The following is a 19,901-nucleotide window of genomic DNA, read 5'->3' as shown; positions in this document are numbered from 1 at the left end:
GCATGGCCTAATGTAGTCACAGCCAAGCCTCATCACCTTTTGCCAAAGCTGGATTGACAAACGATCTTCCTATCAAATCTCATTTGCCTGAGGATAGTCTGATTTTGTGAGACTTGACGAGACAATCCACTGCTCGTGAGATTAGCTAGCCAAGACTACTCCCTTCTGGCTAGGTGAACCACAGCCCCCTCACAAAAACAAAAACTTCTAAACGACTGAAAAACAAGAATGGCAGAACAAGTCCACCATTTCTTTATGCTATTGTAGTTGCTCAAGAAGTCCTGCAAAATTTGTTGAGAGCTCTTCAAAGCTAACCTCGATTTCCTGACGAGTCTGGTTGTTTTTCAGAATCACATGACCTGCCTCAACCTCGCTCTCCCCAAGAGTTAGAATCGTCCTAGCACCAAAAGTGTCTGCAGACTTGAACTGGGCCTTAATCTTGCGGTTGAGGACATCACGTTCAGCTGAGAAACCTTGCTGGCGAACTGCTTGAACCAATTGCAAGGCTTTGCTATTAGCAGCCTCACCAAGAACAGCGATATAGAGGTCCAGTTGATCCTCGATTGGCAGAACAATCCCCTGTTTATCCAAAATCAGGAGGAGACGTTCAAGACCCAAACCAAAACCAAAGCCTGGTGTCGCCGGTCCTCCAAAATACTCCACCAAACCATCGTAGCGTCCACCTGCACAGATGGTCAACTCTAACTGGTCCATCTTGGTGATAAATTCAAAAATCGTGTGGTTGTAATAATCTAGACCCCGAACCATGTTGGTGTCGATGATGTAGGGAATCTCCAAGGCCTCTAGCATCTCACGAACGGCATCAAAATGGGCCTGACTTTCTGCATCCAAATAATCCAAGATGGACGGCGCATTTTCTACCGCCTGCTTGTCTTCCTTCTCCTTAGAATCCAAAACCCGAAGAGGATTTTCCTCCAACCGACGCTGGCTATCCTTGGACAGTTGGTCCTTCATAGGCAAGAGGTAATCAATCAGGGCCTGGCGATAGGCGGCCCGACTAGCAGGACTGCCCAGAGTATTGAGGTGGAGTACAATGTCCTTGATGCCGAGGTCGCAGAACAGTTGGTAGGCCATGGCAATGGTTTCCACATCAGTTGCTGGATTGACTGAGCCAAAGGCCTCTACCCCAACCTGGTGGAACTCACGTAAGCGCCCTGCCTGTGGACGCTCATAACGAAACATAGACCCAATATAGTAGAGTTTAACAGGTTTTTGCACCTCAGGCGCAAAGAGTTTGTTCTCCACAAAAGACCGAACTACTGGAGCAGTCCCTTCTGGACGAAGCGTGATATGACGTTCGCCCTTGTCGTAGAAATCATACATCTCCTTGGTCACGATATCCGTCGTATCTCCAACTGAACGACTGATAACCTCGTAATGCTCAAACATTGGGGTCCGGATTTCCCCATAGCGGTAGCGTTTGAAGGTCTGACGAACAAACTCCTCAACGTATTGCCATTTAGCCGCTTCAGCTGGTAGGATATCCTGAGTTCCCTTTGGTTTTTGTAATGCCATAATATTTCCTTTACTTGCACAATTTCCTACTATTTTACCATAAAAAGAGGAGGGAAAGAACACTCTTGTCCAAAAAGCTTCTCCCTCCGTCATATTTATTTTTAAACCATAGCAGAGCCTTGACCGAACAAGGCCATCCATACCCAAACTAGCCCAGATGCAGCTTACGGCGCAGTTGCTCTGCCTTTGTTGCCCCAATAACGTGGTCAATCAAACGCGTCCACGTTGCAAGAAGCCCATAGACACTTGCCCCAATGACACCTGAAAAAACAAGATGAACCACACTCGATACACGATCGCTAACTGGATAGACCATTCCGAGGACCCATTCAACAAGTAGGACAACCACAGCCATCACCACTGTCAAAATCACAATCAGCAAGCTACGCTTCATCAGGGTCTGACGATTAAAGTGCGTCACGACATGAACATTTCGCAACATCAGGTAAATCGGCAGGGCTAGGCCAAGCGCTGTTGCCAAGAGCGGTCCATAGGCATGGAAAAGGAAAATCAGAGGAACTTGAATAACTAACTTCAAGACCATCCCATATAGGAAATAACGAATCGCATTACGATTCTGCGACAAGGCCTGGATCATCGGCGAGGATACCGCATAGAGGGCCAAGAATATAGTCTGAATCAAGGACACGATAAACAAGCCCAAAGCAAGATTATCTGGCATCCCATAGAAAACGGTATAAAGCGGTCTAGAAAGAAGAACACCACCCATAATCGCAGGGAGAATGACCAACAAAAGCATCGTCAAATTATTAAGCACTAATTGAGCCGACGCCTTATGGTCCTTCTTGACATAATTAGCTGTCAATAAGGGAATACCCACACCGCCAATTGACGTTGCTACGGCCACTAAAATCATGATAATTTTATTAGGATTTCCCGACATATAAGCATACTGGACTTGTAAATCCGTATTGCTATAATCCGTGAACCAAGACATGCTATTGACGTAAGTAAATTGGTCCACCATTTGAAAAAGTTGGATAGCAGAGCCCGTAATGATAAAAGGAATGGCTTCTTTTAAGGTTTCCAACAAGACCTTTCCAGTCTTTATTTCCTTTGAAGTCTCAGCCTTGTTCGGTATGAGCAGTTCCTTTAATAACCCTTCCTGAGCCAGGTAGTAAAGTAAAACTGCCCAGCTAGCAAACATGCTGATAAAAGCCGCAAAGGTTGACTGGACAATAGCAGCGACATAATCACCTGAACCCAACTTCATGATGATAAATGTAGCCAGCAACATCCAAACGACACGAACAATCTGCTCAGCCACCTGACTAAGAGCATAGGGCTTTTGATTATTGAGACCTTGGAAAAATCCTCTGATAACACTCATTCCTGGGAAAATGAGCAAAGCCCAAGAAAGACTGTGAACAACAGCCACTAATTCATTTCCCCAACCTGATCCCTTGGCTAGCAAGGGAGCCATCAGATACATCCCTGTCCCTAGAATCCCACCGAAAATCGTCATAATAATAATCGTTTGACGCACCATGGGAAATACCAGTTCAGGCTGACCGTTAGAATTGTATTTAGCAACTTGTTTGGCAATCGCTACGTTTATACCCGATGTAGAAATGAGCAAAAAAATTGTATAGATATTATAGCCTTGGGCAAACAAAGAATTTCCTTCTGCCGCATGCTCCCCCAACCACATATACCAAGGAATAACATAGACAAGGCCCAGTAAGCGACTAGCAAAATTTCCTACCGTAGACCAAAGAGTCGAACGCAACATTTGCTGCTGCTGAGTCGCATGAGCTTGATTTTCTTGAGACATATTCTTTCTTTCTATCTAATTTAAAGTCGTAAAGTCATTATAAACTTTTCTACAGAGCTTGTAAAATATTAGTCTACCTTTAAAAAATATCCTTAAATTTCAATTTAATTTACGAATAATAGTATGGAGACTAAAAATAGTTTTTTAAAATTACAAAAAGATTGCTATTGTTTCAAAAATATTACAAAAAGATTGACATAAAAAGACATTCGTGCTATGATTTAATTGTAAACAAAGCTATCCTAGTAAAAACTATTAAACCATTTTCGTCTTCAATCAAATTTTTTATACGGGAGGATTTTTTATGAAATCTCAAAAACGTTATTGCTGCTCCCTAGCAGCTGCTGCCTTATCCCTCTTTATCCTAGCTACTGAACCATTAGCTTACGCTGATGATACTAGCCTAGCTCCTGAAGCAACAGCTACTGTAGCTGTTACGACTCCTGCCTCCACAGAAACAGCTTCAACTGAAGCAAGTTCTGCTAGTGCGACCGAGACAGAAACTCCAGCGGTGGAAAGCTCCTCTACACCTACTGCGTCAACAGAGATTTCCTCAGACAGTAGCAGTACCGAGACAAATGCCATTTCTGAAACTACTGTAGCCTCTACGACGACAGAAGAAGCAAAACCGGTTATTCCAATGCCTTCTGGACTCGTCGGAACATGGACTGGTAATGCAAGTAGCGCCCTTGGTTATACCTTTGTGTTTAACGCAGATGGAACCGGTCAACGGATTATTCATACTGATCAGGGTGATGAGGTGGTCACCTTCCGCATTGACAGTGTTCAATTAGTAGGGGAAAACACTTATCGTTTTGTGGCAGGAGAAAACACCTACGAAATCGCTGAAACGGGATTCGGGGGTCACGGTGTTAAATACCAAAATGGTTTTTATCTAGCAGGCGATACCTTCTCACCTATTATGTGGCAGACCCCAGCTGATCAAGATTTTGATTACAGTAAAGGAGAACGCTCACAGATCCTTTACATTCGCGAAGTTCCCCAATCTGAACTTAATACAGAGGAGGCCACTTCACAAATGACCGTCATTAAAAAAGCTGCGGTCCCAGCTAGTGCTACCAGCAATGTAAAAGCTCTCCCACAAACTGGTGAAGCAGCATCTCTTGCACTTCTGCCAATTCTTGGATTATCCTTAATTAGCCTACCTTTCTTAAAAAAATTCGCTAAACAATAATTCTGTCAGGAGGCTGGGATAAGTTCCCAGTCTCTTACTCTTGCAATACGTATGTAATAAGATGATAATGACACAATTTTTTAACCCAAAATTGTAAACCCTATTTCACAGCAATTGACTTCAATCTTAATCCACCTCCAAAGTCTCTTCGGTTAAATTTTATTTAGCGTAAAATCTTGACGGAACTCTAAATTTACGATAGAATAGTTTCTGTTATGGCGGTATAGCCAAGTGGTAAGGCACGGCTCTGCAAAAGCTTGATCGTCGGTTCAAATCCGTCTACCGCCTTTCAGTACCTGAATTAACAGGAATTAACCGAATGAAAAGCCTGATTTTACAGGCTTTTTTGATTTTCCGTCAGGTTAAATCAGGCTAACTTTAAAAATAATTTGGGGCGGACGTTTTTCAGAGGCCCATTATAACCCATATTTTGAAAAAGTCCGATATAACAGAAAACTAACGACGTAAAAAGCCCGAGGCTCGGGCTTTCAGGCTCAAGACAAACATCATCTTGGTGTTTGTCTTTTTACATATTGCAGACGAATTAATTTTTCTGTGGTTTTAAATTTTAAAATAACTATAGGAGTATCCCTCTTCGAAGAAGCCTCAGATTTTTTAAATCCTGAGTCCTCTGTCAACCTCGTTTATCGGTAGAAATCTATGAGTTATCTTTTACCCACTCTTCATCTAGCTTAGACCCTAAATACTCATCTCCAATCAATCTTGAAAAGAGAATAGCATCTTTATAAAACTGGTCGGCTTTTTCATTATTACCTTGTTTTAGAGCTAATTTCCACTGAAAAAGATTCCAAATAGGCTTTTTTTGAAAATCTTGGATTCTAACCATCAGCTCTTGACTTTTAGTTAATATTCCCTCAATAAAGGAATCTTGTTTCAAGGTATAGGCTAAATGAAAGCTATTAAGTAAAACATTATTAAGAACATAAAGATTCTCTGTTGGTAATTCCTCTCCTTGATGAAGTAACCGTTCCATCAACAACTGATATGTCTCAAAATCATAATCATCATCTTGATAAACAGACGTCATCGTACACAATAAGTACAAGTCAATTAGTAGCAAATCATTAACCGAAAATTCCACTCTTTTTAGAACCTGGGCAAAATAATCATTTAAAATCCCTAGCCCAAAATTAACATTATCACTAATATGAACATCCCAGCGTGCCTGTAAACAATCAACTGCTAGTTGTTCATCTTCGGGCAACTTAGCATAATAATTTTGGAAAATTTCATCGAAGTAACGGTCTCCAACTTCAAGACGAAGGGGGTCTCCATAAGTTGCTGTCCGGATAATTAAAAACTTCAATTCAAGATAACGCTTAGGGAGCTGATAATCCTTTTCATCTGCTAATTCATCGAGACTAATCCCCAATTTTTGAGATAGATAAAGGAGTTTAGGAAGGGTTGGAATTGACGTTCCTGCTTCAATCCGAGCAAGTTGTCGGATAGATAATTGACTCTCATTACCACATAAAAATTCACGCGTTAATCCTCTACTTTCCCTCAACTGTCGTAACTTTTCGCCAAATTTCATATTATTCTCCTAAATATCAAGCTCGAATTGATAGCGTTTTCTTTTTAGAGTTATTATAGCATAAATTTAGGACTATTATTCTAATTCCATAAAAATTTTTATCCTTAAACTATTAAAATCAAGTTGTATACGAGATTAATCTATATTAAATCTAAAGAATAAAATAAATTATTTTATTAATCTTGCAAAAAAAAGAGACTGTCTATCCCAGCCTCTATGATTATTTAATTCTTCGAATTTATTATAATGCTGCCCGTAAACGAGCTTGTGCATTCTCAACATTACGCACTGAACGCGGTAAGAAGGCACGGATATCATCTTCTTTATAGCCTACTTGAAGGCGTTTGTCATCAATCAAAATGGGGCTCTTTAAAATCCGAGGATTTTCTTGAATAACTTCGATAACCTCACTGAGACTCATATCATCCCAGTTGTAGTTCAATGCCTTGGCATAACGATTTTTTGAGGAGACGATGCTCTCAATACCGTTATCTGTCTTTGCAAGAATTGATAAAATCTCTTCTCTTGTCAAAGCTTCCTTGCCAAGGTTTTGTTCTTTATAGGGTAATTGGTGCTTGTTTAACCAGGTTTTTGCTTTTTTACAACTCGTACAACTTGAAATCGTATAAATCTTAATCATCTTCATTCTCTCTTTCTGTCTCATGATGATAAGACTATTGTACCATATCATTCATACTTGTCTATGGGTCTTAAGACCTATTTTTTAATTTTTCAAAAAAAGTCAAGTAAAAACCGTAAAAATGAAATGATTTTTCGAAGAAAAACCTAGCCTCTCACTATACCGAGAGGACTAGGCTTGAGTAGTTTCTTACTTAAGCAGCTGCCAGCGATTTACAATCTCTTGGCTCGGGGCTAAAAAGGTCCACTGGACCTTTTTACTCCTCAATCTCAATGGCAGCGTCGAGGTCTAGGAGAAGGTCTGTGTTTTCAGCTGTTTCTTCTGCTGAGTCGTTTACTTTTTGCTCTGCAGCTTCATCTTCAGTGAGTTCAATCATACCATAGTGGGCACGGACTTTACGGTCGATTTCGTCAAAGATTTCTGGGTTTTCAGCCAAGAATTTCTTAGCGTTTTCAGAACCTTGTCCGATTTTTTCATCATTATATGAGAACCAAGCTCCTGATTTTTTGATAATATCTAGGTCACTAGCGATTTTCACCAGTTCACCAGTCCGAGAGATCCCCTCTCCGTACATGATTTCCACAAAGGCTTCCTTAAATGGCGGAGCTACCTTATTTTTCACGACCTTAATCTTGGTTTCCTTACCGATGTTTTGGTCCTTGGTCTCACCAGATCCCTTGATTTGCGTATTGCCACGCACATCCAAACGAACAGAAGCGTAGAATTTCAAAGCACGTCCACCAGGAGTTGTTTCCGGGTTACCAAACATAATCCCAACTTTTTCACGGAGCTGATTGATAAAGATAGCAATGGTCTTGGTCTTGTTAATAGAAGCACCGAGCTTACGCATGGCCTGACTCATCATACGGGCTTGCAGACCCACGTGGCTATCTCCGATATCACCATCAATTTCTGCACGTGGAACGAGGGCTGCAACCGAGTCAATAACTACCAAGTCAATCGCTCCAGAATCAATCAACTTGCCTGCGATTTCAAGACCTTGTTCTCCTGAATCTGGTTGTGAAAGCAATAGTTCATCGATATTCACACCAAGGGCTTCTGCATATTGTGGATCAAGCGCATGCTCCGCATCGATAAAGGCAGCAATACCACCTTCTTTTTGACACTGGGCAACGGCATGAAGGGCAACGGTTGTCTTACCAGATGACTCAGGCCCGTAGATTTCAACGATACGGCCTTTAGGGTAGCCACCTGCACCAAGTGCAATATCGAGGGCCAAGGAACCTGAACTCATGACCTGAACTTTTTGCTCTGCACGTTCGCCCAGACGCATCACAGCACCCTTACCAAAGTCTTTTTCAATCAATTTCAAGGCATCGTCAAGGGCCTTTTTACGTTCATCACCAAATTTCTTGGTGATTTCTTCTGTCTTTTTAGGTTTTTTAGCCAAAATAATCTCCTTCTTCTAGTAGCTAGGCGTGCCTAACGCACATGCCCAGCGCTAAAACTCTCTCAATTTCAAGAGTCCAATCTTATTTATTATACAAAATTTCAGGCATTTAATAAAGCTTGACGCACAAGGTTAAAGGCATGCAAGGTAGCAATATAACGAATATCTGCCCGACTGCGGCCTCCAATAACAACTTTCGTCGTCTGCACACCGTGCACTGTTGCCAGACCAAAGTAAACTGTCCCAACAGGCTGACCTTCCAATTCATCTGGACCAGCCACTCCTGTCAAGGAAATAGCTAAATCTGCTCCTGTTTTCTCACGAGCTCCTTGAGCCATGGCTGCTGCTGTAAAATCGCTAACAACGCCATGTTCTTCGAGCTCTGCCATTGGCAGCCCCAGCATCTTGGCCTTTTCTTCCAAACTATAGGTGACAAAGCCCCCCTTGAAAATAGCAGAGCTTCCAGCAAAATCCGCAATCCGCGCCTGCAAAAGACCAGCCGTCAGACTCTCTGCTGCCGTGATGGTCTGTCCAGTTTGCTTAAGCAGGTCTATGACCACCTGGGCAAGACTACCATCCTCCCCATAGCCATACAAATAATGACTGAGTGGCAGACCTTCAAGACTTACGATCTCTGCAATCACGCGCTCCAAGTCCTCTAGCTTCTCATCTGCCTCGGCCTGATTTGCTGCCTTGGTTGACAGACGCAAGGTCACTTCTCCAGTCTTGGCATAGGGTGCAAGGGTCGGATCGGTCTGCTGGTCAATCAAATCAGCCAGCACCGTCACCAACTGACTTTCTCCAATCCCAAAGAATCGAAGGACACGTGAATACAGGCGTTGGTTTCCTGATAAGAGTGGAGTGAGCTGATCTTGGACCATGGGCTTGAGTTCACTAGGTGGCCCTGGCAAGACAACATAGGTGACCCCATCTTGCTCAATCAAGCCACCGACAGCCAGCCCAGTCGTATTTTGCAAGGGAGTTGACCCCTCAATTAGCTGGGCCTGCCGTTCATTATTAGGTGTCCGACTATATTGAGATCGTGTCGCAAAAAACTCATCCAAGCGCTGACTAGCCTGGGCATCAAAGACAAGGTCTCGTCCAAGGAACTTGGCCAATGTTTGTTTAGTTAAATCATCTTCCGTTGGGCCTAAACCTCCGCAGAGAATGACCAGGTCGCTTCGTTTGCTGGCAATGTCAATGACAGCTATCAATCGCTCCTCGTTATCTCCGACAGCCGTTTGGAAGTAGACATCAATCCCCAGCTCTGCCATTTTTTCCGATAAATACTGACTGTTCGTGTTAACAATCTGGCCGGTCAGAATCTCCGTCCCAACCGCAATCAGTTCTGCTTTCATGTTTCCTCCTTCATGTAACCATTCGTAGTTGCTTCTTATTTTATCAAAAAATCCTCTTATTCTGTAAAAATAAGAGGGAATTGACTCATTTTTAGGATGACTACTTCCAGTCACAGGTCTCTTCGTGGTCATTGACCAGGCCTGCCGCCTGTAAATAAGAGTAAACGCAGACAGGGCCAACAAAGGTAAAGCCTCGTTTTTTCAAGTCTTTGGAAAGCTGTTCGGACAAGGCGGTTTTGCTTGGAATAGCCCTGTAGTCTGTTACGAGGTTGACGATGGGTGTACCGTCCACCCAATTCCAGAGATAGCGATCAAAACTGCCAAATTCAGCCTGCACGCGTAAAGTGGCCTGGGCATTTTGCCGGGTGGCGTAGATTTTGGCCTTGTGGCGAATGATGTTTGGATTGTCTAGCAAACTATCTAGCTCAGCATCGGTCATGTGAGCGACTTTCTCAATATCATAGTCGTGAAAAACTTTGCGAAAGGAGGCACGTTTATTAAGCACCGTTTCCCAGGAAAGTCCTGCCTGGTAGCTCTCTAGGCAGAGCAACTCAAATAAGGCCTGGTCCTCACGAACAGGTCTTCCCCACTCCTCATCGTGGTAGGCAACATAGAGGTTATTGGTCTCTTTGACCCAGGAACAACGTTGCATAGTTTCTCCTTATTTCATCAGCATCTTAAGGGCTTGTTTGATATAATTTTCAGCCGTATCCTGCGTTCCTTCAAAGAATTTCTTAACCTTCTTAAGCTCAGTTGCACGATACCCCAAGGCCTCCATTGCTTCCATTGCTTCGTCCAGGGCTTCATTTTCTGAAGTTGTTGTACTGTCCATAGCAGAGCTATCCACATCTACTGCCTCAATGGCAAACTTACCTTCCAAGTCCAAAATCATCTGTTGGGCTGTTTTCTTCCCAACCTTAGGGAACTTGGTCAGGTAAGTAATATTTTTCGATTCAATCGCTCGTACCAGGCCATCATTATCATCTACCGCAATAATTGCAAGGGCCGTCGTCGGACCGATTCCTGATACAGAAATCAAGCGAAGAAAGACATCCTTCTCAGCCTCGGAGGCAAAACCAAAAAGTAAATGAGCATCTTCACGAATCACCTGGTGCGTATAAATTTGGACAGGCTGATTGACCTGACCTGAAAACCGGTAAGGATTAGCTACTTGGATCGCAAAGCCAATCCCTGAAGCCTCAACAACAATGTGCTTGGCTGTAATCTTGGTCAAGAGACCCTTTATATAATCGTACATGTTTTTCTCCTAAATCTCTAATTGTTTCATTTGGGCAGCACGAATCATCATCCCAATCCCGCATACAGCTAATAAAATTAAGGTAATTTCTACTCCAATAATCCCTGTAAAATGGCTCAGCGAAACCATTGTTCCTGCAATAATATTACCTACTGGCCCAGCCATGGAAACAAGACCAGAATATGAACCAACCTTGGCTTCATCCATCATATCGGCACGTAAAACTTGACTAGCAGGCACATAAATCATTTCCCCAAAGGTGTAAATGACAACTGTCAAGGCAATCGGAACAAACTGATTAAAAACAAAGGCAAGCATCATTCCAACTACAAATAAGCCTCCTCCTAAAATCAACTGAGGAGCGAGCTTGAAGCTCTTAGTCAAACGATTAATAGTCGTCATTAATAGAACAATCATGACAGTATTTATAAATACAGCTGAACTGAGCATCTTAGCTCCTGTAATCGTCTGTCCAAAAATGACGGCCGGTACAAAGTGTAACTTCAAATGAACCGCTAAGTAATTGTCTACTTGAGCCCAGATAGCCCCGTAGAGAATGATTCCCAATGTATAGGTCAAGAAGGCCTTGTCAGATAACACTTCGCCATAGTTTCTAAAACTATCAAAAATTCCATGTCCGTGATCAAATTCCACATGCTCAGGCTTAGTTTCACCAAATTTTGCAATTACTACAGCATAACAAAGCATTTCCACTATTAAAAGTGCAATTAATAGCTCAAAGAAGAACTGATCATAAAATAAACCTGCGATACCAGCCCCCAGCATGACGGCAATGTTAATCAACCAATACCCAATCGTGTAAACAAATCGACGATTGGTCTCATCTGTCATATCGATGACCATAGCATCAAAAGCTGGCGAAAAATAGTTGCTGCCAATATTAACCATAAAGACACCAATAAAAGTTATCCAAGGCAAAGGATGGCCAGGGACGTTTGCTATAATTGCAACCAACCACCCCACAGCGGACAACAAGTAACCCTGTTTGATGACTGTCTTTCTTCCGAGTGCATCAGAGAGATGTCCACCATAAAGAGAAGCAATAAAACCAGCTACCTGCGTCACGACAATCAAAATACCTGTCCAAAATGTACCGAAATAAGAAACATAATACATGGACATAAAAGGTAACACAGCGCTACCAATCATTATTGATAAAAATCGCATAGCTTCACCTAGCTGAATCTGCTTGGGCAAAGAGAAAAATTCGTTCATGTGTGATTCTTTCTAAGCTAGTTTCCTTCGTTTTCCTTTTTTATAAATCAACGCTAAGCAACAAATTGTTGAAAACTATTGCCATAAAATTGAAGCAGACAAGCTGCCTTATCCTAATATTTCCCCAACTCTCGCAAACTAGTGTGGTTTTCCTGGATTCGGCGGAACATTTTTTCCATGTCAGACTTGGTAAAGTTGACAAGGACTGGACGGCCGTGCGGGCAGTTGTAGGGGTTTTTACACTGGGAAAGTTGAACCAAGAGATGGCGTGCTGAATAGTCATCCAAGGTATGATTGGCCTTGATACTGCGTTTGCAGGACATCATGATGGCTAATTCTGCACGATATTGCTTGATGGAAACCTGATTTGTCAGAAGCAACATGTCACACATCTCATAGACGCCAGATTCAATTTCCTCTTCCTTCATCCAAATGGGATGTTCCCGCAAAATGAAGGTATGTTCACCATAAGGTTCTAGATGAATCCCGACCTCTCTCAGCAGAGACATTTTTTCTTCTAATTTAAGAAAGTCATCCGCTGGAAAACTGAATAAATAAGGGACCAAAATCTGCTGTAAAGCACTGTCAACCTCACCAATCTTATCTCGGTAATACTCGTACTTAACCCGTTCTTGGGCAGCATGCTGGTCAATGATGTAAAGCCCACCCTTGCCTTGGGCAAAGAGGTAGGTCCCATGCATCTGACCGAAGTATTCCAATTCTGGAAAGGTTGAGGTTTCCTCATTTTCCAATTTACTTGCAAGTTTAGCCAAATCTTTCTGCGACAGACTTGCCCCATGTTCAGCTGAGTCCACCTCATCAATTTCTTGACGCTCAGCATAACGCACTGACAGTGCTGGTGTTTCCTCAACTTGAGGTTGGTTTACAACATTGTCAATATAGGTTGACGATTTCTTGACAGAAGCGTCAACTTCAGCTGGTGCAGCTTGTTCAGGTTTAAGGAAAAAGTCTCCTTTTTCCTTGTCGTAGTAGAGACTGCTAGCATTAAGAGGCAGACTGGTCTGCTCTGGTTTCGCGAGACCTCTAGTAGACGATTTGGCTAAATTTTCTAAAGCATCTGGAATCAAGTCTTGGGCTTTGAGGCTTTCGGCAATAGCAGAGCTAACCAAACTCATTAGCTCTTTTTCCTTGGAGATTCGAACCTCTTGCTTGGTTGGGTGAACGTTGACATCAGCCAAGTAAGGGTCAATCGTCACGGAAATAACAGCTAAAGGAAACCGCCCCACCATGAGTTTGCTGCCATAACCATCTAAAATCGCACGATTGATCAGAAAATTTTTGATATAGCGGCCGTTAATTAGAATCGTAATATAGTTACGATTTGCTCTAGTCAATTCAGGTAAACTAACATAGCCAGAAACCTCAAAATCCAAGTCAGCAGCTGAAATTTCAACCATTTTTCGAGCTGTCTGAAGGCCATAAACCCCAGCAATAGCCTGCTTGAGATCACCTGTCCCAGCGGTTCTCGTCAACTCTCTGCCGTCACTAATCAGTGTAAAGGCAACCTCTGGATGGGCCAAGCCCTGACGATTGACGACATCAATGATATGGGCTAACTCTGACTGGAGAGTCTTCATGTATTTCAAGCGAGCAGGAGTGTTAAAAAAGAGATTTTCCACCTTAATCTTGGTCCCAACCGGCGTTGAAACTGGCTCTTGTCGCTCAATTTTTCCACCATTAGCGACTAATAGAGTCCCGTGTCCCTCATCCGCACGGGATGTTTCGATTGTCAACTGACTGATGGAAGCAATCGAGGCCATCGCTTCACCCCGAAAGCCTAAAGTTCGTATCCGAAAGAGATCTGCCTGACTCTTTATTTTACTGGTAGCATGACGACGCAACGCTAGTGCAACATCATCTTGTGCAATGCCTTCGCCATTATCAATAATCTGAATCGATTTGAGGCCAGACTCTTCTAGTTCGATTGTAATTTGGCTAGCACCTGCATCGATGGCATTTTCAAGCAACTCTTTAACGACACTGGCTGGGCGCTCAATCACTTCACCTGCTGCAATCTGGTTGGCCAGCACTTCTGGCAATTCAATAATTTTGGACATAATTTTAAGTTATCGTTGACTCCTAAATTTAAATCTAAAGAAAAATTAGCAAGAATAAGACAAGCCTAACCCTAAATAAACATCAATGATTAAATTTTATAAGACTACAGAGTCAACTCTCTCCTTGTTTGTTAGTTCTTTCATTATACCACAAAACAAACATAAGAAAAAACCTGTACTAAGGTACAGGTAAAATCAGAAATTATAACATTTTTTTGAGTTCAAAGAGTGCAGACATGGCTTCCATGGGTGTCATATTCATAGGATCTAGCTTGGTTAATTTATCTAGAACAGGTGAAGTAACCTCTTCAGCAAAGAGGCTGAGTTGGTGCGAGGCAGACTCCTCAATAGTGCTTTGGACAGGTTGAACCCCTTTATCTACGACCGATACCTGAGCAGCGTGGGCTTCCAAACCTTGCAAAATATGATCCGCCCGACTCAATAGGTCTTCCGGTAAGCCTGCAATCTTGGCCACGTGAATTCCGTAGGACTTATCTGCTGGTCCAGGGGCAATCTTATGAAGGAAGGTCACCTGACCATCTTTCTCTAAGGTAGAAACGTGCAGATTGACAAGGCTTGTCAACTTAGTTGACAGTTCTGTCAACTCATGATAATGCGTGGCAAATAATGTCTTGGCCCCAACCTTATCATGGATGTACTCAATAATAGACTGGGCCAGAGCCATCCCGTCATAGGTTGCCGTCCCACGGCCCAATTCATCAAAGAGGATGAGAGACTGATCTGTTGCCCGCTTAATGGCCTGATTGGCCTCCATCATCTCAACCATAAAGGTTGACTGACCTGAAATCAAGTCATCCGCCGCTCCGATTCGCGTATAGATAGCATCAAATAGGGGCAATTCACAGGATTCGGCTGGCACATAGGAACCCATCTGAGCCATAATAGCAGTCAGGGCCAGTTGACGCATGTAAGTTGACTTACCTGACATGTTAGGCCCTGTAATCAGCTGAATGCTCTGACCCTCTTCAAAGCTAATGGAATTGGGGATGTAAACCTGAGCCCCCATAACCTTTTCCACAACCGCGTGACGACCGTTGACAATGGCCAAATGACCATCCGACACAAAAGTAGGCCGCACATAATGATTCGTTTCAGCTACCACTGCCAGGCTTTGTAGGACATCAACTGTTGCCAAGCCTTTGGCCAGGGCCTGAATACGATCAATGTAGGATTCAACCTTCTCCCGCACGCGCATGAAGATTGAATATTCTAGGTTGGAGGATTCCTCACGCGCCTCCAGCATCTGACCTTCAATCTTAGCCAGTTCCGCTGTCCCGTAGCGCTCTGAATTCTTCAAGGTCGCCTTTCGGAAGAAATGATCTGGCACATTAGCCAGCTGGGAATTGGTCACGTGGAAGTAGTAACCGTCTTTCTTATTGTAGTCGATCTTGAGATTGTTAATCCCTGAAGCCTGGCGCTCATTGGCTTCAATCTCTGCAATCCAAGTCGTACCTTCTCGCATGACCTGCCGATAAGTATCCAGTTGCTCGTCAAAGCCCGTCCGAATAATATTACCATCCGTAATCGTGGCTGGGGCTTCTGGGTCAATAGCAGAGCGGATTAAAAGTTCCAGCTCAGGTAGGGTATCCAGCTGATCGATCAAGGTCACCAGAGCAGGACTTTCAAAACTTTCAAGAATGGCCTTGATGTGGGGAACCCTAGCCAAGGTATGACCCAGTTGGATCAGGTCCTTGGGATTAGCCTTCCCAAATGAAACTCGACTGGCCAGACGCTCTATATCGTAGACACCTTTGAGGCTATCCGTCAGATCAGCTCGCTCAAAGAATTGATTAAGGAAGGTCTGAATCACCTCCTGACGCTCTGCTATGGCCTCCAGAGACACCAAGGGACGATCAATCCAAGTCCGCAAGAGACGCGTCCCCATAGCCGTCTTGGTCTCATCTAGCAGCCAAAAGAGGCTTCCGTGCTTTTTAGACGTCCGTGCATTCTCCAGCAGGTCTAAACTCGACTTGGTCGCATAGGTCATTTGCAAATAGTCCTTGATTTCGTAGTGGACCAGTTTTTGCAAATGGCTGAGCTCCCGTTTTTGGGTTCTGTGCACATACTGGAGGAGTTTCTCAGCTGCAGACACTTCGAGAGTGCTGAAACCTAAACCAATCAATTGAACATCCTGGCGAGAGTCGTGTTCATAGGATAGGAGCAGGTTCATCTGCTTGGTCAGAATCTCTTCTTCCTCCTCAGTCAGTTCAAAGCCGATGACGATTTCCTTGGCTTTAAGGTTGAGCATTTCGCTTCGAACAGTCGCAAAATCCGATAAATTAGTGGCGTAAAACTCACCTGTAGACAAGTCCATATAGGCCAAGCCAAATGCTTCACCAGCTCGATCAACAGCAACTAAGAAATTATTACTGGTGTCAGGTCTGGTTGAATCGACTGCTGTCCCCGGTGTAATCACCTGAACAACCTCGCGCTTGACGACGCCAACAGCCTGCTTAGGGTCTTCCATCTGCTCTGCGATAGCAACCTTATGGCCCAACTCGACCAAGACATCGATATACTGCTGGGCAGAATGGTAGGGGACTCCCGCCATAGGAATCGGATTTTCTGCATTTTTATTACGACTGGTCAGACTAATCTCTAAAATCTGCGCAGCCTTAACCGCATCATCGTAAAATAATTCATAGAAATCACCCATACGAAAAAGCAAAAAAGCATCTGGATAATCTTGCTTGATATCCAGATACTGCTGCATGCCGGGTGAAATTTTTTCACTTGCCATTTAAGATTTCCTCATTGATTTTTTCTTCCAAGCTCTTCGTGACGTACTGCAAGAGGTCACTGGCATCCTGCATTTTCTGACGGTAGTCAAGAACAATTGGCAACTCTAACAGGTCTTTCTCAAGCTGATCAACCTTGAGATCCGTCTCTGCTAAGGCCTGCTCCTTACCTGTCTTTTGATAGAGGACCGCCTCCTGCTGGTAGGCCTTCATCTGATGAACCTGCTGGGGTAAGTCTGTCAGCTCTGCTATTTTTGCCTCAATAGCCTGAAAATCCTTAACCGTTGAATGCTCAGCTAATAAGTATTTCAGATGAGCCACTGCTTCATCATAAGCCTGTGGCATTAGCTCAAGTCACTTTCAAAGAGTTTAGCCGTTGCTTCATCCTTACAGATAACCAAGAGCGTATCAGCTCCTGCAACTGTTCCAAGAATATCAGAATTATCCTGACTATCAATAATATTAGCTAAAACATCAGCCTCACCTAAATCAGTGTGGAGGACCAACATAAATCCAGCACGTGCAACCTTACGAATGTAAGTTCGGACTGCAGGACTAAAGCTCGATGATACCAACTCTGATAACGTATAATAAAGTTTCCCTTCACTGTCCCGTAATTTCAAGAGGCCAATTTCTCGCAAATCCCGCGACAAGGTTGCCTGAGTTACAGTGATTCCTTCTTCTGCCAAAGTCTGTTTAATCTCCTCCTGAGTCCCAATATGCCCCACTTGGATGATTTGCTTAATTCGATTTTGTCGATTGATTTTGTTAATCATGGTTCTCTTTCCTGTTAATAATTAATATCTTCTCAATTATACCAAAAAATATACATTTTTTCAAAAGACTAAAACGATATTTTCTGCACTTTAAAGGCTTTTTATGGTAAAATAGTAGAACTGAAATGTTTGTATAGAGGAGCAATAAAATGACATCTAAAGAAGCTGTTGCCAAGGCCATCCACGCAGTCGTGAATGATTTGAGTGTAGAGACTATCCTTGGGCTAATCGAAAAACCAAAGAATTCTGATATGGGAGACTTGGCTTTCCCCGCATTTTCCTTGGCAAAAACACTGAGAAAAGCACCTCAAGTTATTGCAGCTGAGATTGCTGAACAAATTGACGCTCAACAATTTGAAAAAGTTGTTGCGACAGGTCCCTACGTGAACTTTTTCTTAGATAAGTCCGCTATTTCTAACCAAGTCCTTCAAGATATCCTTTCAAATGGTTCCTACTACGGAAACCAAGATATTGGACAAGGTCGCAACATCGCCTTTGACATGTCTAGTCCCAACATCGCCAAACCCTTCTCGATCGGCCACCTGCGTTCAACAGTCATCGCTGATGCCCTGGCTAATATCGTTGAGAAGCTCGGCTATCAACCTGTACGTATCAACCACCTCGGGGACTGGGGCAAACAGTTCGGCATGCTCATCGTTGCCTACAAAAAATGGGGCGACAAGGCAGCTGTCGAGGCTAATCCTATCAGCGAACTTCTCAAACTTTACGTCCGCATCAATGCTGAGGCTGAAAACGACCCTAGTCTCGACGAGGAAGCTCGTGAATGGTTCCGCAAATTAGAGGCCGGCGATGCCGAGGCCACTGAACTCTGGCAATGGTTCCGTGACGAAAGTCTAGTTGAATTCAACCGTCTCTACAAGGAGCTTGACGTTTCCTTCGATAGCTATAACGGTGAAGCCTTCTATAATGACAAGATGGATGAAGTCGTTGACCTCCTCCAAGAAAAAGGACTCCTGGAAGAATCTGAAGGGGCTCAGGTTGTTAAACTTGAAAAATACGGCATCGAGCACCCTGCCCTCATCAAAAAATCAGATGGTGCTACGCTCTACATCACCCGTGACCTTGCCGCTGCCCTCTATCGCAAACGCACCTACGACTTTGCCAAGTCTATCTACGTGGTCGGTAACGAACAGGCAGCCCACTTCAAACAACTCAAGGCCGTCCTCAAGGAAATGGGCTACGACTGGTCTGACGATATGGAACATGTCGCCTTCGGTCTTGTAACCAAAGAGGGCAGAAAACTCTCCACCCGTAAAGGGAATGTTATCCTCCTTGAACCGACTGTTGCCGAAGCCGTTGCACGTGCCCAAGCCCAAATCGAAGCGAAAAACCCTAACCTTCCTAACAAAGAGGCTGTTGCCCATGCGGTCGGGGTCGGAGCCATTAAATTCTATGACCTTAAGACTGACCGGATGAACGGTTATGACTTCGACTTGGAAGCTATGGTTTCCTTCGAGGGCGAAACTGGACCCTATGTTCAATACGCCCACGCTCGAATTCAGTCTATCTTACGCAAGGCCAACTTTATACCCGATGGTAAATCTGACTATCAACTAAATGACAGTGAAAGCTGGACTATTATAAAATTATTGCAAGATTTCCCAACTACTATTAATCGAGCATACAATCACTATGAACCTTCAATCGTAGCAAAGTATGCTGTTTCCCTCGCCCAAAGTTTCAATAAATATTATGCTCATACGCGTATCCTCGATGAAACCCCTGAGCGTAACAGTCGTTTAGCCCTTGCTTCTGCCACTGCAACAGTGCTTAAAGAAGCCCTTCGTCTTCTCGGTGTTGAGGCCCCAGATGAAATGTAATTTAGTAAAGAGAAGCTAAACTCATCCTATAAAAAAGAAGTTCCAAAGTCCATATTGAGACTTTGGAACTTTTTGGTTAGGTCATGAACAATCAAGATTTCAAAGAGAGCTCATCAGCCTATTTTAGCGCAAAAAGATCATAATAAAAGGGATGGAATTTAAATTCCGGCTCTATAATTTCTGTAGTGGGTAGCTCCCCTGCAGAGATTATGGAGCCTTTTTGAATGTAGAAAAAAAGTCCCATATGACCTATAATGAAAAGCGATAAAACAACTCATTAGAAAGACTCATATGGAACAGTTCAATTTTATCACAAACCTACTCGGAATAAAAGACCCTAATATCTCGATTTCAGACTATATAGATGCTGGAACCCACAAGGAAGTCATCGCTAAGCTGGACTACCCTGCCACAAAATGCCAACATTGCCAAGAACAGATGACCAAGTACGACTTCCAGAAAC

At 43.4% G+C, this 19,901-nt stretch carries 15 protein-coding genes, 1 tRNA gene and 1 pseudogene; 4 read left to right on the top strand and 13 right to left on the bottom strand.

What is annotated here, in order from left to right; all coding sequences use genetic code 11:
• Positions 1 to 258: 258 nt before the first annotated feature.
• A complete protein-coding gene (gene hisS, locus ACFORF_RS00085; protein WP_380424109.1) occupies positions 259 to 1,536 on the bottom strand; it encodes a histidine--tRNA ligase in 1,278 nt (425 codons plus the stop codon).
• A 148-nt stretch (positions 1,537 to 1,684) separates the two neighbouring features.
• Complete coding sequence (locus ACFORF_RS00080; protein ID WP_380424107.1) at positions 1,685 to 3,331, bottom strand: putative polysaccharide biosynthesis protein; 1,647 nt, start codon at positions 3,329 to 3,331, stop codon at positions 1,685 to 1,687.
• 304 nt (positions 3,332 to 3,635) lie between these two features.
• On the opposite strand from ACFORF_RS00080, the gene ACFORF_RS00075 reads away from it, so the two are divergent.
• Positions 3,636 to 4,526, top strand: coding sequence for a hypothetical protein (locus tag ACFORF_RS00075; RefSeq protein ID WP_380424105.1), 891 nt, complete (start codon positions 3,636 to 3,638; stop codon positions 4,524 to 4,526).
• A gap of 217 nt (positions 4,527 to 4,743) precedes the next feature.
• Positions 4,744 to 4,814: transfer RNA gene (locus tag ACFORF_RS00070), tRNA-Cys, on the top strand.
• 370 nt (positions 4,815 to 5,184) lie between these two features.
• On the opposite strand, the gene ACFORF_RS00065 is transcribed toward ACFORF_RS00070, so the two are convergent.
• The 11 genes from ACFORF_RS00065 to argR form a co-directional block, all read right to left on the bottom strand.
• Complete coding sequence (locus ACFORF_RS00065; protein WP_380424103.1) at positions 5,185 to 6,081, bottom strand: helix-turn-helix domain-containing protein; 897 nt, start codon at positions 6,079 to 6,081, stop codon at positions 5,185 to 5,187.
• Positions 6,082 to 6,322: 241 nt separating this feature from the next.
• Positions 6,323 to 6,721, bottom strand: coding sequence for a transcriptional regulator Spx (spx, locus tag ACFORF_RS00060; protein WP_380424101.1), 399 nt, complete (start codon positions 6,719 to 6,721; stop codon positions 6,323 to 6,325).
• Between the two features lie 256 nt (positions 6,722 to 6,977).
• Positions 6,978 to 8,132 (bottom strand): recombinase RecA, encoded by a 1,155-nt coding sequence (gene recA, locus ACFORF_RS00055; RefSeq protein WP_380424099.1) that lies wholly within the window; start codon positions 8,130 to 8,132, stop codon positions 6,978 to 6,980.
• A 101-nt stretch (positions 8,133 to 8,233) separates the two neighbouring features.
• Positions 8,234 to 9,490 carry a competence/damage-inducible protein A gene (locus ACFORF_RS00050; protein WP_380424097.1) on the bottom strand — a complete coding sequence of 419 codons (1,257 nt, stop codon included), beginning with the start codon at positions 9,488 to 9,490 and terminating at the stop codon, positions 8,234 to 8,236.
• Positions 9,491 to 9,590: 100 nt separating this feature from the next.
• Positions 9,591 to 10,142, bottom strand: coding sequence for a DNA-3-methyladenine glycosylase I (locus ACFORF_RS00045; protein WP_380424095.1), 552 nt, complete (start codon positions 10,140 to 10,142; stop codon positions 9,591 to 9,593).
• 9 nt (positions 10,143 to 10,151) lie between these two features.
• Positions 10,152 to 10,748 (bottom strand): Holliday junction branch migration protein RuvA, encoded by a 597-nt coding sequence (gene ruvA, locus ACFORF_RS00040; protein ID WP_380424093.1) that lies wholly within the window; start codon positions 10,746 to 10,748, stop codon positions 10,152 to 10,154.
• Between the two features lie 9 nt (positions 10,749 to 10,757).
• Positions 10,758 to 11,984, bottom strand: coding sequence for an MDR family MFS transporter (locus ACFORF_RS00035; RefSeq protein ID WP_380424091.1), 1,227 nt, complete (start codon positions 11,982 to 11,984; stop codon positions 10,758 to 10,760).
• Between the two features lie 113 nt (positions 11,985 to 12,097).
• Positions 12,098 to 14,062 carry a DNA mismatch repair endonuclease MutL gene (mutL, locus tag ACFORF_RS00030; RefSeq protein ID WP_380424089.1) on the bottom strand — a complete coding sequence of 655 codons (1,965 nt, stop codon included), beginning with the start codon at positions 14,060 to 14,062 and terminating at the stop codon, positions 12,098 to 12,100.
• A 202-nt stretch (positions 14,063 to 14,264) separates the two neighbouring features.
• A complete protein-coding gene (mutS, locus tag ACFORF_RS00025) occupies positions 14,265 to 16,823 on the bottom strand; it encodes a DNA mismatch repair protein MutS (RefSeq protein ID WP_380424087.1) in 2,559 nt (852 codons plus the stop codon).
• Complete coding sequence (locus tag ACFORF_RS00020; protein ID WP_380424085.1) at positions 16,813 to 17,166, bottom strand: YlbF family regulator; 354 nt, start codon at positions 17,164 to 17,166, stop codon at positions 16,813 to 16,815. The genes mutS and ACFORF_RS00020 overlap by 11 nt, the downstream gene beginning before the upstream one ends.
• Entirely contained in the window at positions 17,166 to 17,594 is a 429-nt protein-coding gene (gene argR / locus ACFORF_RS00015) for an arginine repressor (protein WP_380424123.1), read from the bottom strand. Before argR ends, ACFORF_RS00020 begins: the two co-directional genes overlap by 1 nt.
• A gap of 152 nt (positions 17,595 to 17,746) precedes the next feature.
• Between argR and argS the strand changes: the two genes are divergently transcribed.
• Both argS and ACFORF_RS00005 read left to right on the top strand, forming a co-directional pair.
• On the top strand, positions 17,747 to 19,438 hold the full coding sequence (gene argS, locus ACFORF_RS00010; protein WP_380424083.1) for an arginine--tRNA ligase: 1,692 nt from the start codon (positions 17,747 to 17,749) through the stop codon (positions 19,436 to 19,438).
• Between the two features lie 291 nt (positions 19,439 to 19,729).
• Positions 19,730 to 19,901 (top strand): annotated as a pseudogene (locus ACFORF_RS00005) (ISL3 family transposase); the annotation flags it as partial.

This window comes from Streptococcus caprae (genome assembly GCF_042649745.1).
Classification (GTDB): domain Bacteria; phylum Bacillota; class Bacilli; order Lactobacillales; family Streptococcaceae; genus Streptococcus; species Streptococcus caprae.
The sequence above is the reverse complement of the archived record's forward strand: the minus strand, read 5'-3'. Positions and strand labels throughout refer to the sequence as shown.